Genomic DNA, 25,725 nt, shown 5'->3' on the forward strand with positions numbered 1-25,725 from the left:
GCAAGAAGACGTGACTGCCCCGATCCGTTTCCCCCGATTTTTCGTGACCAGCCCGGCCCCTTGTCCGTACCTTCCCGGCAAGACGGAGCGGAAGGTCTTCACGGAGCTTAAGGGAAGCGACACCGACGAGTTGAACGAGGCTCTTGGCCGGATCGGTTTTCGGCGCAGCCAGACGGTCGCCTACCGCCCGAGTTGTATCGACTGCAACGCTTGTGTTTCCGTTCGTATCCTCGCCGAGGAGTTCGCTGGCTCGAAGAGTCAGAAGCGCCTTTTAAAAGCCAATGCCGACCTCGAGGCGCATGAATGTCGTCCCTGGGCGACGGCGGAGCAGTTCGATCTGCTTCAGCGCTATCTCGCCGTACGTCATCCGGGCGGCGGCATGGCTTCGATGGAAGACAGCGACTATGCCGACATGGTCGAGCATACGCCCGTTTCCAGCAACGTCATAGAATACCGCGAACCGGCCACGACACCCGGCGGCAAGGGGCGGCTGGTTGCGGCCTGCCTGACGGACTATCAGGGCGACGGCCTTTCGATGATTTACAGTTTCTACGATCCAGCGCATAAGGACCGCTCGGGTCTTGGCAATTATATTATTCTCGATCATATCCGCCGGGCGAAGCAGATGGGCCTCCCGTATGTTTACCTGGGTTACTGGGTCAACGGGTCGGACCGGATGCAGTACAAGATCCGTTTTCGTCCGATGGAAAGGCTCACCCGTGACGGATGGGAACGGATTTCCGACGACGAACAGGATCGGCTTATCGCGCTTGCCGTGCGTCGCGCGGAGCGGAGCGAACGTGAACCACGTCCTGCAAAGGACGGGAAGCGGGTCGTCAGCGAGAACGAAGACTGAGAGCAGGCGTTCGTCGCGCTGCCTGCGCAGCGTCTGTTTCTCGCTTACAGCCACTCTCGTTTTTCAATCGGCGGCTTCGGCACAAGACCGCGATGTTCCCGAGCGTCTAGAAGAGTTGATTCCCGACGAAGCCGTCGAAAACCCCGAAGCATGGGCGACGCAAGGGGCGCCGGCTTCCCCTCTCGATGCCGAGGATGTGCTGGAGGCCGATACCGAAGGCGACGTCCAAGAGGTCGCGGAAGAAGCGGCCGCAGCCATCGATCCGGGCGCGCCCCTTCCCGAAACGCCGCTTGCCAATCTTCCGGGTCTCGGCCTTGCGTGGCCCGACGAATTCGAACTGGCCGAGATCGAGTTAGTCGAACCCGATGGTTCGGTCGATCTCGCCGACCTCGATGAAGCGCCCATAGCGCCTGTCGGAGACAAAGACATTTTTCGCGTCGGCGATGAACTGGCACTCACCTTTCCCGACGATGACGACGCCTTTCCCGAACGCACCGAATTTCTCGAGCGCTTCGAAAGCCTCTCGACGATCGAGGAGCTGGACAGGGACGGCGATAACCTTTCGCTCCTTGCGGCAAGAGCTCGCGAGGACGAGGAGTTGCTGACGCGGCTCTTGCAGATCTACGGTTATTACGATGCGCAGATTATTCGCAATGTCGGCGAGGGGCCGGGCGATCCGGACGACGCGGCGGCAGTCCGGTTCGACGTCGTCCCAGGCCAGCGATATCGCTTCGGCGCGGTCGATCTGGGCGCACTGAACGAGGATGCGGAAGCCGAAGCATTCCGGCAGCAGTTCGACATATCGAGCGGCGACTTTCTTTCCAGCGACAGGATCGTCGCGGAACGTGAAGAACTCGACATCGCATTGGGCGAAACCGGCTATCCTTTCGCGCGCATCAGCCAGCCCAGCCTGCTGATCGATCACGATCGACGCGAGGGAGACCTCGACATGCCGGTGGCCCCCGGCGGCCGATATGCGTTCGGTAATATTACCTCGAACAGACCCGAGTTCCTGTCGGGCGAACATCTTGAGACCATTGCGCGCTTCGAGGAAGGCGATCTCTACCAGCGCAGCCTCGAACTCGATCTGCGCCGCGCAATTACTGCGACGGGTATCGTCTCTTCGGTAGATGTGTCGGTCCGCGAAGTCGCCCCGCCGGTCGGCGATACGCCGGGCCGGGTAGCGCTCGACGTCGAACTGACCGAAGCACCGCTCAGGACCATCGCCGGAGCGATCGGTTACGGATCGGAAGAAGGCTTGCGGGTTCAGGCAAGCTGGGAGCATCGCAATCTGTTCCCGCCCGAGGGGGCGTTTCGCGTGCGCGGCATCATTGGCACGCAAGAGCAACTTGCAGGCATCACCCTGCGCAAGAGCAATTTCGGGGGCCGGGACCGTGTGCTAAACCTCGATGCTTTCGCCAGTACGATCGACAGCCCGGCTTTCGATGCCAATACGGCCTCGTTCATTGCGACCTACGAACAGACATCGACCCTGATTTACCAGAAGCCGCTAAGCTGGAGTTTCGGTATCGAACTTGTCGCGACCGACGAACGGCCGGCTCCGATCGATGGCGTGACGAATCCCAGAGAGACCTTCTTCGTCGCGGCTTTGCCCGCTTCCGCCCTGATCGATACGACCGACAGCCTCCTCGATCCGACGCGAGGTTTTCGGCTTGGCGGGCGCCTGTCCCCGGAAATCAGCCGCAACGAGAACTTGAACCAGCAAAGTTTCTTTCTGCGTGGACAGGTCGATGCCAGCACGTACCGAAGCGTCATGCAGAACGTCGTCCTCGCCGCGCGAACCCGCTTTGCGAGCATCCCCGGCGGCCCGACCGACAATCTTGCGCCGTCACGCCGCCTCTATGCAGGCGGGGGCGGATCTGTCCGCGGCTACGGCTATCGCCAGATCGGACCGAGCGATGCTTTGGGCGAAACCAACGGGGGCCGTTCGCTCGTCGAGGTTTCCGCTGAAGCACGCATCCGCACGGGCTTGTTCGACGGGGCGGTCTCCATCGTTCCGTTCCTCGATGCAGGGTCCGTCGGCGTGGAGACGTTGCCGGATTTCGAAACGATACGCTTCGGGGCGGGGATCGGTCTACGGTATCATACGAGTTTCGGGCCGATCCGCGTCGATGTCGGCGCTCCGCTCAATCCAGGGCCGGACGACAGCCCGGTTGCCGTTTACGTTTCGCTCGGTCAGGCTTTCTGATGGCCGAACCGGTCCTGGAAAATGACGAGTTTGAACAGGAAAACGAGTTCGGCTTTCGTTCGAACCGGGTAAAACGCGTCGCCAAATGGCTGGGATTAATCCTGCTTGCCGTCGCCTTGCTGCTCGCAGCATTCGCCGTATTTCTGAACACCTCAGCAGGGCAGCGCTTCATAGCGGACAGGATCGGGGGCGTGGAAACGCAATCGGGCCTCAGCATTGCGATCGGACGCGTGGAAGGAAGCCTGTTCCGCGATGCAACTCTATACGACGTCGAACTGTCCGACCCGCAGGGCGTATTCCTGACCATCCCCGAAGCGCGGCTCGACTGGCGACCGTTCGCTTACTTTCGAAACCTCGTCGACATACGCAGCATTTCCGCGCGCCGTGCGACGCTGTTGCGCTTGCCCGAACTGAGGGAGAGCGATGACGACAGTCCAATCATTCCCGATATCGATATTAGCATCGACAGCTTCGACATCCAGCGCCTTACACTTGCCCCCGGTGTTGCCGGAAATGTAGGCCGGCAGGTGGACTTGCGAGGGCGGGCGAACCTCGATGGCGAACAGGTTGAGCTTCGCGCTGCCGGTCGGCTCGGAGAGCAAGATCGGTTGGCGGTCGTGTTGATGGCCCGACCGGAGGACGACCTCTTCGACCTTTCGCTCGATTACCGTGCGCCCCAAAACGGCGTGCTGGCGGGACTTCTCGGAGCCGAGGCGTCCTACCGGGCTGTCATTGCTGGAGAAGGACGGTGGTCTCGATGGAATGGCGGCATCGCGATCGATCGTGCCGGGCAAAGGATCGGTGCTTTCCGCCTGACCAACAGGGCAGGGCGGCTGGGACTGGTGGGACAGACCGATCTGTCCGACGTTACGACGGGTTTGTTGCAGGACCTGCTCGGTGCAACAGCGTCGCTGCGCGCTTATGCGACCGTAGAAGAGCGCCTCGTCGACGCACGTCTGGCGTTTCGAACTGCGGCGTTGAGAGGCAAGGCCGCTGGTGAGATTGATCTGGCGGAAAACGCATTTCGCGATTTCGACGTGATGGTTCAGCCCGTCAGAACGGACCTCTTCGGTCCCGAGATACGGCTCGAGAATGCGCGTCTCGCGGCTACGTTGGATGGACCGTTCGACCAGACGGACATCGAACACCTTTTCGCAGCCGAACGGATCGTCCTTGGTTCGACAAGCCTTCGTGACGTATCACATTCCGGAAGGTTGAATAGGCAGGGAAGGCGCTGGACGCTGCCGGTTAACCTCGCCGTTGTCCGCGTGACAACAGGCAATGCATTGTTTGACCCGCAACTAAGCAACGGGCGCGTAGCCGGAAACCTCGTCCTCGACGGTAACCGCTTGATCAGCGACGGTCTGGCGGTTCGTTTCCCCGAATTGCGAGCGGACCTGGCCTTGCGCGGAGATGTGAGAACAGGCGACTACCGGTTCACCGGCCCTGTGGACGTGGCTAATCTGCAGCTCGAGGACGTCGGCCGTCTGAGCGGAACGGCTCAGATCGCGCTCAACCTCGGCAACGACAACCCGTGGACGTTGCGATCGCAGATTTCCGGCTTGGTCGATCCGGTAACCAACGGGACGATCGCCAATCTGGCCGGCCCGCGCATAGCGGTACAAGGCGGACTGACGATCGGCGGAAATGCGCCTTTGGTTTTCCGTGATCTGCGCCTCGACGCGGCGAATGTCGACATGCTGCTTGATGGTCGGATAGAGGATGGAACCACCCGGGTTGCGGGCCGAGGGCGGCACGTCAGGTTCGGCGCTTTCGATGTCGAAGCCGGGATTGGCGAGAGCGGGCCGAGCGCGGTCCTGCTGTTTGAAAGTCCGTTTCCAGCCGCCGGACTACGCGATGTTCGGCTTGCCATTGCCCCAGATAACGATGGCTTGTCGATCGCAACGCAGGGGCAATCGTCGCTTGGTGAGTTTGCAGGCAATCTCAATCTTTTCGCGCCCGAGGATGGACCGACGCGGATAGCGATAGAAGACATGCGGGTCTGGCAAACGGACGTTGCTGGCGTGCTTTCCCTGACGCAAACCGGTCTCTCCGGAGACTTGTCGCTTTCGGGTGGCGGCCTCGATGGAACGGTTGATCTTGCACCTTCCCCCGCGGGCCAAAGGCTCGGGCTGTCGTTATCGGCGCGCGACGCTTCGTTTGCAGGAGAAGTTCCGATCTCCATCGCACAAGCCGAGGTGGAGGCATACGGCGTGCTTGGCGATCGCACCACACTTGAAGGGAACCTCCGGGCTGCGGGGCTGAGCTATGGAAATTTCTTCATCGGCCGTCTGGCCGCTACCGGCGAGCTGAACGACGGCGTCGGTAGCGTCACGGCATCCATCGCCGGACGACGCAGCAGCCGGTTTGCGCTGCAGTTGAACGCGGCCATCAGGCCTGAGCGGATCGATGTCGTGGCGCGCGGCGAGTATGGAAACCGTCGCATCTCCATGCCCCGCCGGGCGGTTCTTACAAAGCTTTCGAATGGCGCATGGAACCTTGCGCGATCCCAGATTAGCTACGGGCAGGGTGCAATCGTCGCCGAAGGAATCTTGGGCGATCCGGGCGAATTGAGATTGGATCTTGGTCTATCGCAATTGCCGCTCTCGTTGGCCGATGTCGTTTTCTCGGATATCGGTCTCGGCGGGACGATGTCGGGCCGGATAGACTATCGCGTCGGAGATAGCGGCCTACCGAATGCCGATATACGACTGAAGATAGACGACCTGACGCGTTCGGGACTCGTTCTCACCTCTGCGCCAATCGATCTCGCTCTCGTCGGAAGAGTGACCTCAACCAGCGCAGCGGCGAGAGCGGTCCTGAACGAAGGCAGCGAACGTCGCGGAAGGGTTCAGGTGCGAATAGACAGATTGCCGACCACGGGTTCGCTCGGAGAAAGACTGCGGCTCGGCAATTTGTTCGCCCAATTGCGGTATGCTGGACGGGCCGATGCCCTGTGGCGCCTCGCCGCGATCGATGCCTTCGATATGACCGGGCCCGTCGCGCTTGCCGCCGATTTTCGCGGAAGTATCGCTAACCCGCGCGTTCGCGGATCGATTAGCAGTGATAATCTTCGACTGCGAAGCGGCGTTTCCGGCACGGACATACGAGACGTGTCGGTGGATGGACGCTTTACCGGATCGCGATTGCAATTGACGCGCTTTGCGGGATCGACGGCGAATGGCGGAACGCTGACGGGCAGTGGTATCGTCGATCTGGCGGGGCTGGGTGAGCGGGTCGAGCGTAGGAGCCTGCGCGTTCGCGGGCCGCGGCTTGACCTTCGCGCGAATGCTCAGCGTGCCCGCCTCGTCAATGCGAACGGTTTAAGCGCGACAGTCAGCGGCCCCTTGCGCATCGTTTCCAACGGTTTTGGTGGCACGATCGCCGGACGTTTGCGGATCAACCGCGCCTCGTGGTCATTGGGGCGGGCCGCGGCCGAAGCGGACCTGCCAAGAATCGCAACGCGCGAGATCAACATTCCGCCCGATATTGCTCCGACGGTCGCCGGGGGGCGGCCCTGGCGTTATCTCATCGACGCGCGGGGGCCGAGCAGGATAGACGTCGACGGTCTCGGGCTGGACAGCGAATGGGGGGCCGATATCATCCTGCGCGGAACGACCGACAATCCGCGAATAGGTGGACAGGCGACGGTCGTTAGAGGTGCCTACAATTTTGCCGGAACGCGGTTCGAACTCACTCGCGGGCGCATCGCTTTCGACGAGGATACTGCGATCGATCCGAGGCTCGATATCATTGCGGAAACGCAGGAGAACGATCTTGACGTCACCGTGAACGTTCAGGGGAGCGCTCAGCAGCCCGAGGTGTCGTTCAGTTCGGTACCGGCGCTTCCCCAAGAGGAAATTCTCGCACGTCTGCTATTCGGCGGTTCGATTACCTCGCTCTCGGCGACCGATGCCTTGCAACTCGGATCGGCCGTTGCATCCCTGCAGGGAGGGGGCGGGGGGCTCGACCCCATAAACCAGTTGAGAACCGCCATTGGGCTCGACCGGCTTCGTTTCGTAGGGGCCGACCCCGTTCTGGATCGCGGAACGGGCGTCGCCTTCGGCAAGAACATCGGACGGCGAGTCTATGTCGAAATCATCACCGACGGCCGCGGTTACAGTGCGACCGAGGTAGAGTTCCGCGTGACAAGGTGGCTGTCGCTGCTCGCAACCGTCTCGACGATCGGACGCGAAAGCGCCGTCGCCGAGATCAGCCGCGATTATTGATCCGCGTCAGGGACGCGCTGGTACCGGTACGATGCGCTCATAGTCTTCGCCAGGGTAGTGAGCATTGCGCTTGAGCCGTTTGCCGGTCCCCAGATTGCCGTCCGAACAGTTGAGCTGTTTGTCTATGCAGCCGTCCTGCCATGCTGCCAGTGCTTCGTCGTTCCAGGCACCGAACCAGTCGGCATGAAAGCTATATCCCGGTTCGCGCCAAGCTTCGGGGACCATGTGATCGCTGGCGAACATCCAGTTCGATGGAACGTCGCCCGCCTCGATGTCGTAGACAACGGTCAAGGTGAACTTGGGAAGGACGTAGCGATGCGACTTCGAACATGACGCCTTGCCGCTGTTACGATCGCGTTTCATGCGTGCCATGTGACTGCGATTGTCAGACGCAGTCAGGTCTTTGCCGTTCCAGCAATCGGGCGATGTGATGTTCGCGATGAAGGTCGATCCTGCCGGACAATCTGCAAGAACTTCGCTCATCGTACCTTTGACCGACTTGCCCTTGCCACTGCACTTGAAGCTGGAGGCGTTGTACTGTCTCTCAGTGCGACGGTTGCTGTCCCAGCCGAAGATATAGCTGAGGCCGCGAGGTAATCCCGCCGCTTCGTTGCCGAATTGCTCGAACCATTCGTCGGATGCCGGACGGCGCTTGTAGTAAACCGATACTGCGCGAGGGCGAACGACGTTTCCGTCCCCGGTCAGAAGGGCCGGAATCCAGTAAGCGGAACGGTTGAGGTCGCTCGTGCAAGTGCTTTCCCCGCTTGCGCGGAGGCTCTCATAGGTGCTGTTCTCATCGGCTTCCAGATTGCCGAAAAACTGGTGAAGATGGCTCTTTCCCTTTTGTCCAGGATAAACAAGCGGATCGTTGTAGGATAACTGACCCGGACCGCAGAGGAATCGGAACGCACCCACGACGTCAGGGGCAGATGACTTCGGAATGGACGAACCGCCCATGAGTGCGTTTGCGTCCAATCCGTCATCTACCTTGGCTTTTTCGAGCGCTGAACCGCCGGAAGTTTGGCGCCGCTGCGCCGCGACTTCGCGCAGGCGCTGCGTCGTTTCACGCTGTTTCGTCAGCGCAAGGTTTATCGTCTCTGCGTAACATTCGATCTCGTCCGAAATCGCTGCTAGTTCATCAACCTGCCCGGCCTGTGGCTCGCACCCAATAGCGGGGGACGATGGCTGTTGCTGTTCCGCATTCGCCGGAACGTGATAGCCGATCGCGAGGCAGGTCAAAATCGAAGGTAAGCGATACTTCATTCGTCGAATTCCAGTCATGACATGGGAGAATACAGGAGAGAAACTGTGTCGGGAATTAATATTCCTCGCCGCGATACAAGGCGGCTTCTGCGGTCCGGCGCCGGATCAGACCTTTGAGAAGACGGCCGCCAGCCCTATTCCAGCGTGAGAACTCGGTAGCCGCGGCAGCATAATCGCGTGATCGATGGCGCCTTGTCAGCGTCGCCGTGCGAATTGCGCCCGTATTGTAATGGAAACTGACAAGGGCGTCGAATTGAGCCTGGGTGGTAGGCGTATTACCGATGGCGGCGCGCACCTCCCCAGAGAAAACGTCAAGATCAGCGGAGAGGCGGTCCGCGCATTGCGATTTGGTCCAGACCGTTCCTCGCGAGATGCCGGGACCCGTCGCGCCCCAACCGATCGTCCAAGGCGCGCCACCCGTGCCCGGATCAGGATACGCTTCTACAAGACCATCGGAACGTATCCGGGCGCATCCTTCGAACAGGCGAATGAGATCTACGCCTCTTTGCGAGATTCGCATTGGCTCGGCCAAAACTTCGTCGTCGGAAGACTGCTGAAGGCGATCGAGTAATTCGTCCAGGCGTTCGATTTCGTCCCTGCGAAAACTCCTGCCTATCAATCCGCGAACGAAGTCGAAAACAGGCTTCTTATCACTAAGCGATATCGGTTTCATGTGAACCAGATAGGTTAATGAGCTAATGTAGGAAAATGGTTTTGCTCAAAAGAAAAGGCGCCGGCCGCAGCCGACGCCTTTCGTGAGACAGCAGATCGAAAGATCAGGCGCTGTAGTAGAGATCGAACTCCACCGGCGATGGCGTCGTTTCGACCCGCAAAACCTCTTCCCACTTCAATTCGGTATAAGCGAGGATCTGATCCTTCGAGAACACGTCGCCCTGCAGCAGGAAGTCGTGGTCCGCCTCGAGAGCTTCCAGCGCTTCACGCAGGGACGCACAAACGGTCGGAACGTCCGCCAACTCGGCAGGGGGCAAATCGTACAGGTTCTTGTCCATCGCATCTCCGGGATGGATCTTGTTCTGGATCCCGTCGAGGCCGGCCATCAGGAGCGCGGCATAGGCAAGATAAGGGTTTGCCATCGCATCGGGGAAGCGGAACTCGACCCGCTTCGCCTTGTCGCCGGCGCCGTACGGAATACGGCAAGAGGCCGAGCGATTGCGCGCCGAATACGCCAGAAGAACCGGCGCTTCGAAACCAGGAACAAGGCGCTTGTAGCTATTAGTCGTCGGATTGGTGAATGCGTTCAGCGCTTTTGCATGCTTGATGACGCCGCCGATATAATAGAGGCACGTATCCGACAATCCGGCATACCCGTTTCCGGCGAAGGTCGGCTTGCCGTCGCTCCAGATCGACATGTGCGTATGCATGCCCGACCCATTATCGGCCTTGATCGGCTTCGGCATGAATGTTGCCGTCTTTCCGTAGGCGTGAGCGACCTGATGCACGACGTATTTGTAGATCTGCATCTCGTCGGCAGTCTTCGTCAGCGTCGAGAATGTGAGACCCAGTTCGTGCTGAGCGGCTGCCACTTCGTGATGGTGCTTGTCGCAGTTCAGGCCCATCTCGATCATTGTCGAGACCATCTCGCCGCGAATGTCCCCGGCACTGTCCACCGGAGCTACCGGGAAGTAGCCGCCTTTCGCACGCGGACGGTGCGCCATGTTGCCGGCTTCGTATTCCTTGCCCGAGTTGGTCGGCAATTCGACATCGTCGATCGAATATCCCGAACCGGCATAACCGTCCTCGAAGCGGACATCGTCGAACATGAAGAACTCCGCTTCGGGTCCGACGTAAACCGTGTCGCCGATACCCGTGGACTTCAGATATTCTTCGGCCCTTTTGGCGGTGGAGCGCGGATCGCGGCTGTAAAGCTCGCCCGACGATGGCTCTACGATGTCGCAGAAAAGGATCATCATGGGCGTCGCGCTGAAGGGATCGATATAGGTCCGTTCCAGATCGGGCTTGAGGATCATGTCGCTTTCGTTGATCACTTTCCAACCGGCGATGGACGAGCCATCGAACATCAGGCCGTCTTCAAGTTCGTCTTCGCCGAGAACCGACGCTACCATCGAGAGATGCTGCCATTTGCCCTTCGGATCGGTGAAACGGAGATCCACCCATTCGATCTCGTTATCCTTGATCTCTTTCAGGACGTCTTTTGCATTAGCCATTTGCGGTTATCTCCAGATGGTAAGTTAATGATGGGGGCGCGACGCGATCAGATGGCGTCGTCGTCTTTCTCGCCCGTGCGGATGCGAAGTGCCATTTCGATCGAGGAAACGAAAATCTTCCCGTCGCCGATCCGTCCCGTCTGGGATGCCGAAGCAATGGCTTCGACGACCCGTTCCGCGATGCCGTCCGATACGACGATCTCGAGCTTAACCTTCGGCAAGAAATCGACGACATATTCGGCCCCGCGGTAAAGCTCCGTGTGACCCTTCTGGCGACCGAAACCCTTCGCTTCGGTAACGGTGATGCCCGAAACCCCGATCTCGTGCAGGGCCTCCTTCACTTCGTCGAGCTTGAAGGGTTTGATGATCGCTTCGATTTTCTTCACTTGGCTCGAAACCTTCTCGTTCTGCTAACTGGAACGGCGAACATGAAAGTCGCAGCCGCGCGCACGTCTACTCTCATTCAAGAACCGTGCCACATCGACATTTTGTTGATGGATGGCACGACATCGCGGCGCGGGCGGCGTTCCCTTTTGAATTGCCAACTCTCTTACCACGCATTCGGCAGGTGGCAAATTTCAGCTAGCCGAGACTGCTCAAGAATTGTTCGAAAGTTGCCTAAATTTTCAGCAACCCGGCAGGCGCAATCCTTCAGTTTCGGGCGCGCCGATCATCAAGTTCAACGATTGAATGGCTGCGCCGCTCGCCCCTTTGCCCAAATTGTCGAGGAGGGCTACCAGTCGAGCCTGTTGTTCATCCGGCGAAGGAAAGACCCACAATGTCATGCCGTCGGACGGGTCTTTGTCGTCCTCGATCAGCAATTCCGAGGGCGGTTCGGTACCCGCCTCTACATTGATGACCGTGCCGGCGGCGTAAAAGTCAGCGAGATATGCGCGCAGTTCGCTCATCGTGGAAGCTTTGCCCAACGCCTGCGCGGTAAGGGGAATTTCAACAATCATGCCGCGAAAGGCCGGTATGACGCTGGGAGCGAAGACGGGCGGAGCATTCAGCCATGCATAGGTCTGCATTTCCGGCAGATGCTTGTGCTCTCCCCCGTAGGCATAGCCACGAAAGGCAAGCTCAGGCGCTTGTTCGAACCGTTCGATCAGGGCTTTTCCGCCACCCGAATAGCCCGACACGGCGTTGACCGAATAGGGATAATCCGTGCGCAGAAGGCCAGCGCCGGTCAGCGGCGCAAGCAAGGCTAGAAAGCCGGTCGGATAACACCCTGGATTGCTCACGCGGTCCGCATCGCGGACTTTTTCCATGCCGATCAGTTCGGGAAAGCCGTATGTCCAGCCGTCCGTAACCCGGTGCGCCGAAGAGGCGTCGATAACGCGCGTTTGCGCATTCTCGATAAGCGCGACGGCTTCCCGTGCCGCGTCGTCCGGCAAACAAAGGATCGCTATGTCGGCTGCGTTGAGCAGTTCCCTCCGCGCGCTCGCATCCTTCCGCCGATCTTCGGGCAGGAGCAACAGTTCGACATCGGAACGGCCAGCGAGGCGGTCACGAATTTCGATACCGGTCGTACCGGCGGCTCCATCGATGAATATGCGTGCCGCCACTTACAGCGGGCCGTCCGAATTCTCGATCTCGATCATGTTGCGTTCGAGATAGCCGCTCGGCCCCTCGGGCCCGATCGCAGCCCAGCACCAGTCGCCGAGCAAATCTAGAAGCTCGATGGGCTGCCCGGCATCGAGTAGTGCGCCAAGTTCAGCGTCTTCACGAGGCTGCAAGCGAAAAGCAGTCGACTGTGCTCTGACAGTCGCTGCTATCGGAACGACGTAATGAGCGGCAAGGTAGCGATCGGCAAGCGCGATATGCGCGAGGTCTCCGCGCAGCGGCAGCGTGCCGGGCGCGGGCCGGGTCACGGCTCGTTTCAAACCCAATTCCCCGGAAGGAACGTCGTATGAAGTGGTTATGCTCAAGAATGGCTCTTCAAGTCGCTTGATCGCGCGGATCGGCGTAGCGACCGCTTATACGACCGGTCTTGCTGCGGCAAGTTACGGAAACTGGTTATTCGAGGGTTAGCGAGAGCCGTAACGACCCTTCAGCATTCGGAAGGTGGCGCGCAAACCATAGGCTGCGCCGCCTTTCGAACGTCCCGGCTTGGGCGAGGGGCGCCACGCATAGGTATCGAAATGCGCCCAGTCGATGCCTTCGCCGACGAACTTGTCGAGAAATAGGCCCGCAACACTGGCTCCTGCAAAGCTGTTATCGTGCGCATTGTTGGTGTCGGCAATATCGGAGGAAAGCCATTCGTTGTAGGCTTCGGGCAGCGGCAAACGCCACGCTTCGTCGTCGCAATCCTTCCCCGCCGCGATGAGTTGGGCGGCAGTCTCATCGTCACGCGTCATCAGGGCGGGAAGGTCGGGGCCCAAGGCGACGCGCGCCGCGCCGGTCAAGGTGGCGAAATCGACCATGAGTTCGGGGTTTTCCTCGCTCGCACGGGTCAGCGCGTCACCGAGAATGAGGCGACCTTCTGCATCGGTATTGCCGATTTCGACGGTAAGTCCTTTTCGGCTGTTCAGGACATCGCCCGGACGGAAGGAATTGCCGGAAATCGCATTTTCAACCGCTGGAACCAGCACATGCAGCCGCAGGCGCAAACCTGCCTTCATCACGAGTTCGGCCAGCGCGATTGCATGCGCCGCGCCGCCCATGTCCTTTTTCATCAGCTTCATGCCCGAGGCCGATTTTACGTCCAGCCCGCCGGAATCGAAGCACACGCCTTTGCCCACGATAGCGACGACCGGATCACCATCCTTGCCCCAGGTCAGATGCATGATGCGGGGTGCGTGATGACGCGCCGCGGCTCTGCCGACGGCATGAACCATGGGATAACCTTGTTCCAGCGCATCGCCACGCGTCACTTCGAGCTTTGCGTCGAAAGATTTTGCCAGCCGCTCGAATTGCGCTTCGAGGGCCGCCGGGCCCATGTCCTCGGCTGGCGTATTGACGAGATCGCGCACAAGCATTTCGGCTTGGGCTTCGGCTATCGCCGGATCGATCGCAGCAACCTGCTTCGTCAGAAAGATGCGCGGACCAACGGCTTTCTCGTTCTTGACGTATCGCTCGAACCGGTATTGCGCGGTCTGCCATCCATGAAGGGCTGGGGCGATCCCGCTGTCGATGTCATCGTCGGCAAGGCGATAGGTGCCTTCAGGCAATTCCTCGGCGAGTTTTGCGAGGCACCAGCTCGATACGTCATGCGGATCGGCCACGCCGCCCACGGCAAACCAGCTATCGCCATTCGGAACGATGCCGACCTGATAGCCGCTTCCGTCGAATTTCTGAGCCTGCAAAAATGCTCGCTGCGACGCGCTGAGCCGCTTGGCCCAATTACCGAAGCCTTCCTTGTTTACGAGGTGAATTTCGGTGGCGTCCTGCCCTCTATCGGCGGCAATCAAGGCATCGGTATCGTTCATGCCATTCCTACTAGCGCATTGAAGCGATGTTCCAACCTCGCTTTTTTGCTCGCGAAGCGCTAAGTAGCGGCGCATGACACAATATCAGGTAATCGACAGCGACGAGACCGTTTATCGCGACGGCTCCATCAAACTGCATGGCGAACACGGTTTCGAAGGTATGCGGAAGGCCGGGCAACTGGCGGCTTCGATCCTCGATGCCCTGGTCGACGAAGTGCGGCCCGGCGTGACGACCGGCGAACTCGACGACAAGGTCCGGCAGATGACGCTCGATGCCGGTGCTGTTCCCGCAACGATGGGATATCGGGGTTACGCCCATAGCTGCTGCATTTCGCTAAACCACGTCATCTGCCATGGGATTCCCGGCGACAAAGTGCTGAAGGAAGGCGATATTCTCAATATCGACGTGACCCCGCTGCTCGATGGCTGGCACGGCGATACGAGCCGAATGTATTTTGTCGGTGAGATCCCGTTGAAGGCGCGACGTCTGGTCGACGTGACCTACCAATGCCTGATGCTCGGTATCGAAGCGGCAAAACCGGGCGCGCGGCTGGGCGACATCTCCGCGGTGATCCAGAAGCACGCGGAGAAGCATCGTTACGGCGTCGTACGCGAGTTCTGCGGGCATGGGCTAGGGCGGCTGTTTCACGATGCGCCCGAAGTCGTTCATGCGGGCAGGGCCGGAACGGGTCCTGAGTTGAAGCCCGGAATGTTCTTCACGATCGAGCCGATGATCAATCTGGGGCGTCCGCATGCGAAGATGCTCAATGACGGTTGGACCGCCGTTACGCGGGACAAGTCGCTGTCGGCACAATTCGAACACTCGATCGGCATAACCGAAACAGGGAACGAGATTTTCACGAAGAGCCCAGCCGGGCTGGATCGACCGCCCTACGGCGGAGACTAGTTCTCCTTCTAACCGTTGCGCGCCGTTCTGAGAGCGGCGGCCGAAAGGAAGGGCGCGAGCGCGCACAATACTAGGCTGACTGCGCCGGCAATGGCGATGCCCGAAAAATCGTTGCGCGCCAGCGAACCGGCTCCGAAAATCATTACCGGAAGAGACAATGGCAGTGCGAGCACTCCGGTAAGGGCGGCATTTCCGCGCAACCCGCTGGTCAGTGCTGCGATCATGAGACCCACCGCGGCCAGCCCTGGCGTTCCTGCGACGAGGCCGAGCAGGACGATGAGCAACTGACTGCGATCGAGATCGAGCAGCGCCGCAGCGGGCAGGCAAGCGACTAAGAGGAGCGGCGCGAAGCTAAGCCAGTGAGCGAGCAGGCGCACGGCCATCACCACTTCTTCCGAAATGCCGCGCACACTGAACTGGTCGAAAAAACCTTTCTCTACGTCTCTATCGACAAGACGTTCGAGAGGAAGCAGCGAAGCGAGCAGTGCCGCAATCCATATGACACCGCCGCCCGTCCTCGCGAGCATGGCGCGGTCGGGGCCGATTGCGAAAGGCACGAGGATCGCCACCGCAAGAAAAAACAGGATGGGCAAGGTGCTTCCGCCACCGCGCCCACCAGGTCCGAGATTGCGTAAGTCTCGCTTCAGGAGTTGCAGGATCATGGCGCATATTCTTCCAGCGCAAGCGTCCTCGCGTTGCGCAGCTGCATGGCCTGGTGGGAGGCGACGATGCAAATCCCTCCTTTCTCGCCATGCTGCGAAGCAAGCTTTTCGACGATCCGAGCGGCGTCCGCATCCAGACCGTTAAGCGGTTCGTCCAGCAGCCAGATTGGCGCATCCTGCATCAGCAGGCGAGCGAAAGCTGCCCGTTTGCGCTGTCCCGTGGAAAGATAGCGAACGGGTACGTCGCCGAGCGGAGCCAGCCCGAGCATCTCCATTGCATCGCTCGCAGCGCTGTCGTCGATCCGCGCCCAGAAGCCGAGCGCCTCGGACAGGCGAAGTGCTTCGTCGAGCGCCAGTCGCTCGTCGAGCAGAGCAATGCCTCCTGCGCGGTCGACCGAGCCCGTATAGGGTGTCAGGAGGCCCGCAAGGATACGCAGAAGACTCGATTTACCGATGCCGTTCGGTCCGGCGACATGCAGCGCCGCGCCGCTTTTCAAAGTCAGGTCCAAGCGACGAAAAAGGAGCCGCTCGCCGCGCAGGCACGACAAATTTTCCCCCTTCATCGAGCACTCTTGCATGGCGGGGTCGAATAGGGGAAAGGCCACCGCGCTACAAGTTGGCTGGAAAGGATGATGATGGCTGTCGAGGAACTGACCCGTACCGAACGCGAAAGCTGGCTCTCCGCGCTCAAGACGTGGTCCTTGCGCGACGATGAAAAGGCGATCCAGCGCAAGATCGAGTTCGAGAATTTCCGCGAAGCGTTCGCCTTCATGACGAAGGTCGCGATGATCGCCGAGAAACAGGACCACCATCCCGAATGGTTCAACGTCTATAATCGCGTCGAAATCACCCTTACCACGCATGATGCCGGCGAAGGGGGCGGGCTGTCCTTGCGCGATACGAAGATGGCGAAGGCGATCGACGCGCTCGTTCAGTAGCGCCGGGTTCGCTGCCGCGAAACGCCTCTAGCGCGCCAACGGTTGCGTGTTGCCGCGCGACATCTTGCGCAGGCGGCCCGGCATCCATCTTGCGGCGAAGCGCAGCTGCTTGGCAGTCTTGCCGACCGTCGTATGCAGCTTGTCGCCGTGAACCGCATTCCACGCGGCCTCCGCAACATCCTCGACCGGCGTTATTTCAAGGCCCGCCCCGACCACTCGGTCGCGCACGGCTTCATTGGTTTGGGCATTGGGCAGCTTGTCGAGCAATGGCGTCTCGATAAAGCTGGGCATGAGATCGCAGACCTTGATCCCGTGTTCCGCCCATTCGGCATCGAGACTTTCGGTGATCCCGCGCACTCCAAACTTGGTCGCACAATAGACGCTCATCCCGGCCGAACCGTAGATGCCTGCAGCGCTCGCGATGTTGAGCAGGCAACTCCCCGGCGCGGCTTCCTTGAGGTGGGGGAAGGCCGCCTGCGCACCGAACAGCACGCCTTTCAGATTGATGTCGAGGCACCGTTCGATCTCTTCGGTGCTGACATCGCTCAGCGAGCCGCCGACCGGTATGCCGGCATTGTTGACGACGACATCGATCCGCCCGCCCGCCGCGCGGGAAAAGGTGGCAAGCGCCGCGCCCCATGCTTCCCTGTCGCGCACGTCGAGATCGTGAACATAGGAATAGCCGCGCGGCAGCCCGTCCTGCGTCCCTTCCATGCCGAGCCGGTCGATGTCGCCCAGGCCCACGAACCATCCGCGGTTGCCGAAATGCCGCGCGATCGCGCGACCAATGCCCGAACCGCCGCCGGAAATGAAAATCGCCTTGCGCTTGCTCATTTGACTACCCCTCCTGACGGGCGCGCTATCCTAGCTTTTCAGCCTTGCGTCAAACCCCGAACGAACTCCTCGCCGGTGACGACCTGGGCGCTCGATGCCTCGATGGTTGCATTGACTGGTTCGGCCCGGCCACCGAGGCAGTTCGCGAGGAAATTCTCGGTGATAGCATTGAAAGCAATGCTGTTTTCCGGCTTGGCGAAGCCATGTCCCTCGTCGGGGAAAAGAATGTAGGTGACCGCGATGTCCTTAGCCTGCATGGCGGCAACGATCTGATCGCTCTCGGCCTTGTTGACGCGCGGATCATTCGCACCCTGACCGATCAGAAGGGGGCGTTTGATCTTCTCAGCGCTGTGCAGCGGCGACCGTTCCTTGAGCAGCGCCAGCCCCTCTTCCGTGTTCGGATTGCCCATGCGATCGTGGAACTGGCGGATGACCGGCTCCCAGTAGGGCGGGATCGTTTCGAGCAGCGTTTCGAGGTTGCTCGGCCCGACGATGTCGATGCCGCACGCGAATGTCTCGGGCGTGAAGGTCAGTCCCGCAAGAGCGGCATATCCGCCATAGGAGCCGCCCATGATGGCGACCTTGTCCGGATGCGCTATGCCTTCGTCGACCGCCCAGTCGACCGCATCGATGAGGTCGTCCTGCATTCGGGCGCCCCATTCGAGATTGCCCGCTTCGATGAAGCGTTTGCCGAAGCCGGTGGAGCCGCGGAAATTCACCGATAGCACGGCATATCCGCGATTTGCGAGCCACTGATGATAGGCATTGTAACCGTAGCTGTCGCGCGCCCATGGTCCGCCATGCACCAGGAGGACCATCGGCAAGGGAGAGGTCGGGCGCTTAGTGTCCGCAGCATTCGCGATCTGCGGCAGGGTCAGATAGCTCGGCAAGACGAGACCGTCTCGCGCGCGTATCTCCACCGCTTGCATGGGCTGTAATGGCGCACCTTCGAGCTGCGGGCGTCCCGTGTAGAAGTCCACGAGCGTTTCTTCGTCGCGGTCGTAAACATATGTCCGTGTCGGTTCGGTCAGCGGGTCGTTCCAGACGATCCAGATACGATTGTCGTCGGTCCTGCTCGAAATTCCGAAGTCACCTTCGAGACGTGCGCCGAGCCAATGCAACGACCGACCGATCTCCTCGTCTAGAGCGGTCCATTCGGTCGTCAGATACTCGACCGAATACGCCTGAACTTCGCCCGTGTCGCGATCGCGTATCGTGCCGCCAATATCCGCCTTTTCATGTTCCGCGACCTGCGTCGTCGCTCCGGTCTCCCAGTCCATTGCAGTCAAGGCGGCGGTATCGCGATCGCGGCTGTCGAGCCAGTAAAGCGTCTTTCCGTCGCGGGTGAATCCCGCCGGGCCGGTCGTCAGCGCATCGTCGAGATCGGTCGCAACGAAGGGCTCTTCCTCGACCCTCCCATCGTTCATGCGGAAGAAGTCCTGCCCGCCTGCCTCGTTCGGTCGGATCGCCATGCGCAGGTTCAGATCGTCGTCGGCGAGGAACCCCGCATAGCTGTCGTTCTCGAACACTTTTGACAATTCGCCATCGTCGAGATTGAGCATCCAGATATCGTGAAAGCGCGCATCCCGGTTGTTAAGGCCGATCAAGATCCTGTCGCGCAGTCTTCTCGATGTTCCTACGATCTGCACGCGCGTATCCTCGAACAGCGTCAGGGTTCGCTCTTTGCCGGTTTGGAGATTGACCTGATAAAGCAGGTAATTCTCGTCCCCGTCCTTGTCCTGAATGTATAGGAGGCTGTCCGATTTCGGCGACCAGGTATAGCTGCTGATCGGGCGGTCGCCGGAATGCGTCATCGCTCGTGCGTCGTCCGGCTGGTGGCTCGGCGCGATCCAGATGTTGAGGACGCCATCTAGCGGGGCGAGCCAGCTCAACCACTTGCCGTCCGGACTGATCTGGCCTCCTGCCCGTTCGGGATTGCCGAACAGATGTTCGCGGGGGATGAGGGGCAGTTCAGCGTTGTCTGTCATGAATTTCCGTCATTTAGGGCGGGGTGGGTTCTGCCCAGATAGACTGCGTTCTCGGCTTGGCAAGCGTTGGGGGTCACAGGGCCGGGTTGGCGTAGACGTGCCAGGTGAAGATGGCGAGCGCGCCGCGATGCGGGCGCCATTGCTCGCTCAATTCGCGAAGCATCCTTTCGTCGGGTCGCGTTTCGTGGCCGAGGATTTTGCCGAGCCCGACCTGAACCGCGAGGTCTCCGGCTGGCCAGACGTCCTGCCTGCCTTCCGCGAACAAAAGGTAGATTTCCGCTGACCAGCGACCGATACCCTTGATCTTGACGAGTTCGGCAATCGCCTCTTCGTCGTCCGTGGGCAAGGTGTCGAGGTCGATTGCGCCTGTTCTGACGAGTTCGCAGAGCGACCGGACATAGCCCTGTTTCTGCCGTGACAACCCGCAGGACCGCAACTCCTCGTCGCTCGCTTCGAGCATGAGCCGGGGCGGCATCTCAACGCCGAATGTCCCTTCCAGTTTGCTCCAGACGGAGGCCGCGGCAGCGACGCTGACCTGCTGGCCGACAATGGTGCGCAGAAGGGTGCGATAGCCTGTCTCGCGGTGGCGTGGTTCGGGGTAGCCGCAACGCTCCAATGCAAGGGCAATGCCCGGCTCGCGGGCGGCAAGGGCATCGAGCCCTTCCTCGATTTGCGCGGTGGTGAGACCCATGAAACCCCTGTCCTTCGTGCGACTTGCCAAACTCACTTGTCTTGCCTAGCGCACCTGCGTGCTCGTCATCTCAAGCGCAATTGCGCCAAAAATACGGACCGACAAGATATGCCTACCCTGAATGTTACCAACCGAGAAGGCCAGGAAACCGCAGTCGAGGTGGAAGACGGCCTGACGGTAATGGAAGCCATTCGTGACAACGGCTTTGACGAATTGCTCGCGCTGTGTGGCGGTTGCTGTTCCTGCGCGACGTGCCACGTTCATGTCGATCCCTCCTTCAAGGACAAGCTGCCCGCGATGAGCGAGGATGAGGACGACCTGCTCGAAAGCAGCGATCACCGCACCGAGAATTCCCGTCTCGGATGCCAGATACCCTTCACCGACGCGCTCGACGGGTTGCGGGTCACCATCGCACCCGAAGACTGAATTCCCGGCTTGAAAGCCTATCTGCATTGTCCCCGTCCCCCGTGTTGCCTAAGTCATTGACATGAATGCACCGGACCGCGCCGAAGAAACCCTGAAGCTGATCGGCAACACGCCGCTCGTCCGTCTGGAAGGGCCGAGCAAGGCGGCGGGCTGCGACATCTACGGCAAGTGCGAATTTACCAATCCCGGCGCCTCGGTGAAGGATCGTGCGGCGCTCAGGATCGTCCGCGATGCCGAGGAAACGGGCGCCTTGCAGCCGGGCGGAACGATCGTCGAAGGCACCGCCGGAAACACCGGAATTGGCCTCGCGCTGGTCGGCAATGCGCTGGGCTACGACACGATTATCGTGATGCCCGAAACGCAGAGCCGCGAGAAGATGGACACACTGCGGGCGCTGGGGGCGAAGCTCGTCCTCGTCCCTGCCGCACCCTTCGCAAATCCGGGGCATTTCGTGCATACCTCGCGGCGGCTGGCGGAGGAAACCGAGGGTGCGATCTGGGCGAACCAGTTCGACAATACCTCCAACCGCAAGGCGCATATCGACACCACGGCCGAGGAAATCTGGCAGCAGATGGATGGACGGATCGACGGTTTCACCTGTGCCGCCGGGACCGGCGGGACGATCGCAGGTGTCGGGCTGGGCCTCAAAAACCACAATGAAAACATTACGATAGCGCTGACCGACCCGCACGGAGCAGCGCTCTATAACTATTACGCGCATGGCGAGCTGCAATCTGAAGGCTCGTCCGTTGCGGAAGGCATCGGGCAAGGGCGGATTACCGCCAATCTCGAGGGGGCGCCGATCGACACGCAGTTCCGCATTTCCGATGAGGAAGGCCTCGAATGGGTCGCGAAACTGCTGCGCGAGGAGGGTCTTTGCCTCGGCCTTTCTTCGGGCATCAACGTTGCTGGAGCCATCGCGCTTGGCAAGCAACTGGTCGCCGAAGGACGCGACAATCCGCGCGTCGTCACGATCCTGTGCGACACGGGATTTCGTTATCTTTCAACGCTCTACAACCCGCAATGGCTCGAGGAAAAGGGCCTGCCCGTATTCGACTGGCTGCGCGAAAACGACTGAAACGCGGCGGAAGTCGTTCCGCGCTTCATTGATGCCTAAAGTGCTCTCAAGGATGTCGAGACCCTATCAAGCGGCGGTGAGGCAGGCATGATTGGCGGCAGTATCGCGGGGCCGAAACCTGACTATGAGAGTACCCCAAAAATCGCCTCGCGAAACTTCGCCGACGTGACTTTCCAACAGCCCCTCTGCGCTCGCTTCGATAGCGATTGACCTTCGGCAGGGCGGGACTAGACTCCGCAGCGAGCACGATAATGGCCTATACCACCGACATTCTGCGCCGCCTGACGGCGTCCTCGAAAAGCGAAGCCAGAAAAAGCGGCAATCGCCGCAGCGGGGCGAATGCCAACCGGCTCGGCTTTCAGCGTCATACCCTGTCGGGCCAGCAGTCGGTCCAGCGGTTGCAGATCGGCGGCACCGGCATCCTCGTCATGCTGCTGCTGGTGGGCCTTGCCAATATCGTCAACCAGCGCGCGATGATGGCCGACGAGCGGGCGGTTCCAGAAGCGGCCGCTCCGATCGAGGCCGAGACGCCGCGCAGCGAGCAAAGCGCCGATCCGCTGGTCGAGGCCGGGGTCGTTCCCGACCTTCCCGATCGTCCCGCGACCGAAGTTGCGCAGGAGCCGGCCATCGTTCCCGAGCAATCGGGCGGGGCGGGGCAGGGCGCGCCGCGCGGCGGTTCCGCGCCATCGGCATCGGGCAACTGAGCAACATGCGGATATTTGCGCGGGCGGGCGTCCTTGCCCTTGCCATGATGCTTTCAAGCGGATGCAGCAACGGCGCGGGTCAGGCGGGCGGCGAAACCGCGCTAGCCGATCCTGCGAGGCAAGATCCGGCGGCGCAGACAAGCGAACCGCGGCTGGGCCTCGTCACCAGCCTGCCGATCTATTGGACGGGAGCGTCCGGGGTCGCGGACATTCTTTCAGCGCAAGGCGAGGTCCATTGGGTCCGGCAAGACCTCGAACGCGCATACGTGCTCGTTCCGCTCGATACGCTGGCGGCACAGGGCGAGGGGGGCACCATCGAACCCTCCGCCGGGCTTGCCGGATTGAAGCGCCTGTTCGTGGCGCAACCACGTGCGCTCTCACCGGCCGACAATGTCGCGCTCGACGAGTGGGTGCGCGGCGGTGGCTCGCTGCTGTTCGTCATCGACCCGATGCTGACCGAACATTCCGAGTTCGGCATCGGCGACCCGCGCCGACCGACCGATGTAGGGCTGGTTCCGCCGGTGTTCGCACGCTGGGGCCTGGCGATGACTTACGAACCGTCGCCTGACGGCAACCCCTCGACGTTCGACCTCGACGATACAGAGATTGTCGCCTTCGAATATGGCGAACTGGCGGTCCGGGATGCGAGCGGTCCGGCAAGCCGATGCCAGATCCTCGCGCAGGGTCTGGTCGCAGCCTGCACCATCGGCAAGGGCCGCGCGGTGATCGTCGCCGATGCGTCGTTCCTGGAACCAGACGAGGAGCCGGTCGAGGATCGCCCAGCTTTGCAAGCTCTGCTCGCCCTCGCGTTCGACAGGAACTGAACCGCCGAAATTCCCCCGAAACCGCTGGCCGTTTCCGCTTTGCGAAGCGAGTCGAGCCATTCGGGGATATTGCGGGAAAATAGCCACACTTCGCGTTTCGAGCCGGGGAATTGACGGGAATGGCCCGTCCGGATAATGCCGCGGACAGCCTGTGGATAAGCCTGAAAATCGACGGAAATCAGGCCTCGATCAGGGTGTGGATAAGCGATGTTTCCGGTTCGTTCGAACTGGCCAAACTTAATTTATGTCACGCACAAGAATGTAAGAAAATCAAATAGATAACACAAATTCCCGTGTTTTCCCGTCTTTTTCCCTTCCATCCCCGCACGGCCCGCGTTATCACAGTGATCTATCGAACTTGGCTTGATCGGTCTGCGGACCGGCAGGGGGGGTCTCGCGCTCGACAATCCATCGGGCGTCAACGGCGAAGCCTTGTTCGGAAAGGGAGTGCGAGCCGAGCGGCAAGGACGGGACGTAACGTGTTTTTCGGAGGTTACAGCGGACAAGCTTATTCGCCGGCGGGCGATAAGGGTCGCTTTGTGCTTCCGCCCCTGTTCCGCAAGGCGGTGAAGGAATCGTCCGAGGGGCGCACGCTCTGCCTCGTCAAGCATGACCGCTGGAATTGCCTCACCGGCTTCGGCCTGTCGCGCAAGAACGAACTCGACGCCCAGCTCGACCGCGAGGAAGAACTCGCCGCGCAGAAAGGCGCCGACTTCGACCGCGACATGCGCGCATTCCAGCTGTTCGGCTTTCTCGAAGTCCCGTTCGACGACAGCGGGCGGTTCGTCATGCCCGACCACCTGAAGAGCCTCGCGCAGATCGAGGACGGTCTTTATTTCCAGGGCGCAGGCCGGTTCTTCACGATCTGGGCACCGCAACAGCTTCAGGCGATGGGCCCGGAATGGGAAAGCGCCAAGGCAGCGTGCAGCAACCTCGTCGCCGAAGCCGAAGCCAAGGGGCGCAAGAAGTGAGCGCCGCACAGCCCCACATCCCCGTACTCCTCGACGAAGTCGTCGCCGCGCTCGATCCGCAGCCGGGCGACGTGCTGGTCGATGCGACTTTCGGCGCCGGCGGTTATACGCGCGCGCTGCTCGATCGCGGCGCGACGGTCCATGCCTTCGACAGGGATCCCGATGCGATAGCTTCGGGTCGCACCTGGCGCGAGACGGAGGAAAATCCGCCGCGCCTTGTCCTTCACGCGCACCGTTTCTCGCAGATGGTCGCCACGCTCGCCGATGTCGGCGTCGCCGCCGTTGACGGCGTCGTCATGGATATCGGCGTATCTTCCATGCAACTCGATCAGGCAGAGCGCGGCTTCGCCTTTTCGAGCGACGGACCGCTCGACATGAGAATGAGCCAGTCGGGCACGAGCGCCGCCGACTTCCTCAACGAAGCGGACGCCGACACGATTGCCGACGTGCTCTATCAGTATGGCGAAGAGCGGCAGTCGCGGCGGATCGCAAGAGCCATCGTGGCCGCCCGCCCGCTGGAGACGACGGGCGATCTCGCCCGCGTGGTACGCGGCGCGCTCGGCTACCGCGAAGGTGCGCCGAAAGACCCGGCGACGCGCAGCTTCCAGGCGGTTCGTATCCATGTGAACGGCGAACTCGACGAATTGCGCGACGGCCTGTTCGCGGCGGAAACGCTGCTGCGTCCGGGCGGTCGGCTGGCCGTCGTCAGCTTCCACAGCCTCGAGGACCGCATCGTGAAACGCTTCCTGCGCGAAGCCGCGGGAGAACGGCAGGGCTCGCGCCATCTGCCGCAGACCTCCGGCGAGCCAGCGATCTTCACCGACATCGGGAAAGCGGTGCGCGCCACGAAGGACGAGATCGCCCGCAATCCCCGTTCGCGCTCGGCCATTTTGCGCCGCGGCGTGCGTACCGCCGAACCCGCCCGGAGAATGGCAGCATGATGAGTGTCCTTTCCGCCAATGCGAAGCTGCGCTGGATCATCGCGATCGCCCTCGCGCTGACCGGGCTGGTCATGCTGACTTTCCGGGTGAACGCGGTGAAAAGCGAAGTGCGCGAACTCGAAACGCGCATCATCGCCGCCGAACAGCGCACGATGCTTCTCGAAACCGAGTTCCAGACACGCGCCAGCCAGCGTCAGCTCGCCAGTTGGAACGCGCTGGAATTTGGCTATGCCGCGCCGCGCGCCGACCAGTATATCGACGATCGCCGCGAACTGGCGAGCCTGGGCGAACCGCTGGGCCGCGATGCGCCGTCGCCGATCCGCGTTGCGCGTGCCGCCGTCGCCCGCGACGATGTGGGCGCGATGGAGGCTCTCGCCGACAGCCTGTCCGACACGGCGCTGGGCGAGACCGGTCGCACCGTTCGTGCAGCGACGACGCTGCTCGCGATGAACGAGGACCGGGCGTTCGTGCATAGCGCCTCTGCCGACAGCGAAGGCGGCGACCTTGCTGCGCAGCTTAGCCAGATCGCGCCGATGGGAGTCGCCGTCAGTCCCTCGCTCAGCGCCTCGCTCGCCGAGCAGGGCCGATGA

At 61.1% G+C, this 25,725-nt stretch carries 24 protein-coding genes; 12 read left to right on the top strand and 12 right to left on the bottom strand.

What is annotated here, in order from left to right:
- Positions 1–10: 10 nt before the first annotated feature.
- The 3 genes from GRI38_RS01310 (at position 11) to GRI38_RS01320 (ending at position 7,294) form a co-directional block, all read left to right on the top strand.
- Positions 11–856: an arginyltransferase gene (locus tag GRI38_RS01310; protein ID WP_160681213.1), complete on the top strand. Its 846-nt coding sequence runs from the start codon at positions 11–13 to the stop codon at positions 854–856.
- Positions 857–971: 115 nt separating this feature from the next.
- Entirely contained in the window at positions 972–3,065 is a 2,094-nt protein-coding gene (locus GRI38_RS01315; protein ID WP_237487302.1) for an autotransporter assembly complex protein TamA, read from the top strand.
- Complete coding sequence (locus tag GRI38_RS01320; protein ID WP_160681214.1) at positions 3,065–7,294, top strand: translocation/assembly module TamB domain-containing protein; 4,230 nt, start codon at positions 3,065–3,067, stop codon at positions 7,292–7,294. Before GRI38_RS01315 ends, GRI38_RS01320 begins: the two co-directional genes overlap by 1 nt.
- A gap of 6 nt (positions 7,295–7,300) precedes the next feature.
- On the opposite strand, the gene GRI38_RS01325 is transcribed toward GRI38_RS01320, so the two are convergent.
- The 7 genes from GRI38_RS01325 to GRI38_RS01355 all read right to left on the bottom strand — a co-directional run bounded on the left by GRI38_RS01325 (position 7,301) and on the right by GRI38_RS01355 (position 14,171).
- Positions 7,301–8,557, bottom strand: coding sequence for a DUF1996 domain-containing protein (locus GRI38_RS01325; RefSeq protein WP_160681215.1), 1,257 nt, complete (start codon positions 8,555–8,557; stop codon positions 7,301–7,303).
- Between the two features lie 55 nt (positions 8,558–8,612).
- Positions 8,613–9,230 carry a glycoside hydrolase family protein gene (locus GRI38_RS01330; RefSeq protein ID WP_160681216.1) on the bottom strand — a complete coding sequence of 206 codons (618 nt, stop codon included), beginning with the start codon at positions 9,228–9,230 and terminating at the stop codon, positions 8,613–8,615.
- Positions 9,231–9,333: 103 nt separating this feature from the next.
- Entirely contained in the window at positions 9,334–10,743 is a 1,410-nt protein-coding gene (gene glnA / locus GRI38_RS01335) for a type I glutamate--ammonia ligase (protein WP_160681217.1), read from the bottom strand.
- Positions 10,744–10,790: 47 nt separating this feature from the next.
- On the bottom strand, positions 10,791–11,129 hold the full coding sequence (locus GRI38_RS01340; RefSeq protein ID WP_160681218.1) for a P-II family nitrogen regulator: 339 nt from the start codon (positions 11,127–11,129) through the stop codon (positions 10,791–10,793).
- A gap of 240 nt (positions 11,130–11,369) precedes the next feature.
- A complete protein-coding gene (gene argC / locus GRI38_RS01345) occupies positions 11,370–12,308 on the bottom strand; it encodes an N-acetyl-gamma-glutamyl-phosphate reductase (protein ID WP_160681219.1) in 939 nt (312 codons plus the stop codon).
- Positions 12,309–12,614 carry a hypothetical protein gene (locus GRI38_RS01350; RefSeq protein ID WP_337191217.1) on the bottom strand — a complete coding sequence of 102 codons (306 nt, stop codon included), beginning with the start codon at positions 12,612–12,614 and terminating at the stop codon, positions 12,309–12,311. It lies immediately after the preceding gene.
- A 156-nt stretch (positions 12,615–12,770) separates the two neighbouring features.
- Positions 12,771–14,171 (bottom strand): leucyl aminopeptidase family protein, encoded by a 1,401-nt coding sequence (locus GRI38_RS01355; RefSeq protein WP_160681221.1) that lies wholly within the window; start codon positions 14,169–14,171, stop codon positions 12,771–12,773.
- 73 nt (positions 14,172–14,244) lie between these two features.
- Between GRI38_RS01355 and map the strand changes: the two genes are divergently transcribed.
- A complete protein-coding gene (map, locus tag GRI38_RS01360; protein WP_160681222.1) occupies positions 14,245–15,078 on the top strand; it encodes a type I methionyl aminopeptidase in 834 nt (277 codons plus the stop codon).
- 8 nt (positions 15,079–15,086) lie between these two features.
- On the opposite strand, the gene GRI38_RS01365 is transcribed toward map, so the two are convergent.
- Positions 15,087–15,740 (bottom strand): heme exporter protein CcmB, encoded by a 654-nt coding sequence (locus GRI38_RS01365; RefSeq protein ID WP_160681223.1) that lies wholly within the window; start codon positions 15,738–15,740, stop codon positions 15,087–15,089.
- Complete coding sequence (gene ccmA / locus GRI38_RS01370) at positions 15,737–16,303, bottom strand: heme ABC exporter ATP-binding protein CcmA (RefSeq protein ID WP_237487304.1); 567 nt, start codon at positions 16,301–16,303, stop codon at positions 15,737–15,739. Before ccmA ends, GRI38_RS01365 begins: the two co-directional genes overlap by 4 nt.
- Positions 16,304–16,375: 72 nt before the next feature.
- Between ccmA and GRI38_RS01375 the strand changes: the two genes are divergently transcribed.
- Positions 16,376–16,678: a 4a-hydroxytetrahydrobiopterin dehydratase gene (locus GRI38_RS01375; RefSeq protein WP_160682390.1), complete on the top strand. Its 303-nt coding sequence runs from the start codon at positions 16,376–16,378 to the stop codon at positions 16,676–16,678.
- A gap of 27 nt (positions 16,679–16,705) precedes the next feature.
- Here the strand turns inward: GRI38_RS01375 and GRI38_RS01380 are convergent, their stop codons facing one another.
- The 3 genes from GRI38_RS01380 to GRI38_RS01390 all read right to left on the bottom strand — a co-directional run bounded on the left by GRI38_RS01380 (position 16,706) and on the right by GRI38_RS01390 (position 20,191).
- Positions 16,706–17,512, bottom strand: coding sequence for an SDR family oxidoreductase (locus GRI38_RS01380; protein WP_160681224.1), 807 nt, complete (start codon positions 17,510–17,512; stop codon positions 16,706–16,708).
- A 38-nt stretch (positions 17,513–17,550) separates the two neighbouring features.
- Complete coding sequence (locus GRI38_RS01385; protein WP_160681225.1) at positions 17,551–19,500, bottom strand: S9 family peptidase; 1,950 nt, start codon at positions 19,498–19,500, stop codon at positions 17,551–17,553.
- 73 nt (positions 19,501–19,573) lie between these two features.
- Positions 19,574–20,191 (bottom strand): DNA-3-methyladenine glycosylase family protein, encoded by a 618-nt coding sequence (locus tag GRI38_RS01390; RefSeq protein WP_160682391.1) that lies wholly within the window; start codon positions 20,189–20,191, stop codon positions 19,574–19,576.
- A 108-nt stretch (positions 20,192–20,299) separates the two neighbouring features.
- Here GRI38_RS01390 and GRI38_RS01395 point away from each other — a divergent pair, with 108 nt between their 5' ends.
- From GRI38_RS01395 to GRI38_RS01425, 7 genes are all read left to right on the top strand, one after another.
- On the top strand, positions 20,300–20,617 hold the full coding sequence (locus GRI38_RS01395; protein ID WP_160681226.1) for a 2Fe-2S iron-sulfur cluster-binding protein: 318 nt from the start codon (positions 20,300–20,302) through the stop codon (positions 20,615–20,617).
- A 61-nt stretch (positions 20,618–20,678) separates the two neighbouring features.
- Positions 20,679–21,695 (top strand): cysteine synthase A, encoded by a 1,017-nt coding sequence (locus GRI38_RS01400; protein ID WP_160681227.1) that lies wholly within the window; start codon positions 20,679–20,681, stop codon positions 21,693–21,695.
- 251 nt (positions 21,696–21,946) lie between these two features.
- Entirely contained in the window at positions 21,947–22,399 is a 453-nt protein-coding gene (locus tag GRI38_RS01405) for a hypothetical protein (RefSeq protein ID WP_160681228.1), read from the top strand.
- 5 nt (positions 22,400–22,404) lie between these two features.
- Positions 22,405–23,223, top strand: coding sequence for a hypothetical protein (locus GRI38_RS01410; RefSeq protein ID WP_160681229.1), 819 nt, complete (start codon positions 22,405–22,407; stop codon positions 23,221–23,223).
- Positions 23,224–23,762: 539 nt separating this feature from the next.
- Positions 23,763–24,194: a division/cell wall cluster transcriptional repressor MraZ gene (locus GRI38_RS01415; RefSeq protein WP_337191218.1), complete on the top strand. Its 432-nt coding sequence runs from the start codon at positions 23,763–23,765 to the stop codon at positions 24,192–24,194.
- Positions 24,191–25,135 carry a 16S rRNA (cytosine(1402)-N(4))-methyltransferase RsmH gene (gene rsmH / locus GRI38_RS01420; RefSeq protein ID WP_337191219.1) on the top strand — a complete coding sequence of 315 codons (945 nt, stop codon included), beginning with the start codon at positions 24,191–24,193 and terminating at the stop codon, positions 25,133–25,135. Before GRI38_RS01415 ends, rsmH begins: the two co-directional genes overlap by 4 nt.
- Entirely contained in the window at positions 25,132–25,725 is a 594-nt protein-coding gene (locus GRI38_RS01425) for a hypothetical protein (protein ID WP_160681232.1), read from the top strand. Before rsmH ends, GRI38_RS01425 begins: the two co-directional genes overlap by 4 nt.

Origin of the sequence: Parapontixanthobacter aurantiacus, from assembly GCF_009827635.1 — a bacterium.
Lineage (GTDB): Bacteria > Pseudomonadota > Alphaproteobacteria > Sphingomonadales > Sphingomonadaceae > Parapontixanthobacter > Parapontixanthobacter aurantiacus.

Coding starts and splice junctions, on each gene's coding strand:
- GRI38_RS01410 (WP_160681229.1), top strand. CDS start 22,405: ATGCGGATATTTGCGCGGGCGGGCGTCCTTGCCCTTGCCATGATGCTT.
- glnA (WP_160681217.1), bottom strand. CDS start 10,743: ATGGCTAATGCAAAAGACGTCCTGAAAGAGATCAAGGATAACGAGATC.
- GRI38_RS01380 (WP_160681224.1), bottom strand. CDS start 17,512: ATGAGCAAGCGCAAGGCGATTTTCATTTCCGGCGGCGGTTCGGGCATT.
- GRI38_RS01385 (WP_160681225.1), bottom strand. CDS start 19,500: ATGACAGACAACGCTGAACTGCCCCTCATCCCCCGCGAACATCTGTTC.
- map (WP_160681222.1), top strand. CDS start 14,245: ATGACACAATATCAGGTAATCGACAGCGACGAGACCGTTTATCGCGAC.
- GRI38_RS01425 (WP_160681232.1), top strand. CDS start 25,132: ATGATGAGTGTCCTTTCCGCCAATGCGAAGCTGCGCTGGATCATCGCG.
- GRI38_RS01325 (WP_160681215.1), bottom strand. CDS start 8,557: ATGAAGTATCGCTTACCTTCGATTTTGACCTGCCTCGCGATCGGCTAT.
- GRI38_RS01320 (WP_160681214.1), top strand. CDS start 3,065: ATGGCCGAACCGGTCCTGGAAAATGACGAGTTTGAACAGGAAAACGAG.
- GRI38_RS01395 (WP_160681226.1), top strand. CDS start 20,300: ATGCCTACCCTGAATGTTACCAACCGAGAAGGCCAGGAAACCGCAGTC.
- GRI38_RS01400 (WP_160681227.1), top strand. CDS start 20,679: ATGAATGCACCGGACCGCGCCGAAGAAACCCTGAAGCTGATCGGCAAC.
- GRI38_RS01390 (WP_160682391.1), bottom strand. CDS start 20,191: ATGGGTCTCACCACCGCGCAAATCGAGGAAGGGCTCGATGCCCTTGCC.
- GRI38_RS01405 (WP_160681228.1), top strand. CDS start 21,947: ATGGCCTATACCACCGACATTCTGCGCCGCCTGACGGCGTCCTCGAAA.
- GRI38_RS01375 (WP_160682390.1), top strand. CDS start 16,376: ATGGCTGTCGAGGAACTGACCCGTACCGAACGCGAAAGCTGGCTCTCC.
- GRI38_RS01355 (WP_160681221.1), bottom strand. CDS start 14,171: ATGAACGATACCGATGCCTTGATTGCCGCCGATAGAGGGCAGGACGCC.
- GRI38_RS01365 (WP_160681223.1), bottom strand. CDS start 15,740: ATGATCCTGCAACTCCTGAAGCGAGACTTACGCAATCTCGGACCTGGT.
- GRI38_RS01330 (WP_160681216.1), bottom strand. CDS start 9,230: ATGAAACCGATATCGCTTAGTGATAAGAAGCCTGTTTTCGACTTCGTT.
- ccmA (WP_237487304.1), bottom strand. CDS start 16,303: ATGAAGGGGGAAAATTTGTCGTGCCTGCGCGGCGAGCGGCTCCTTTTT.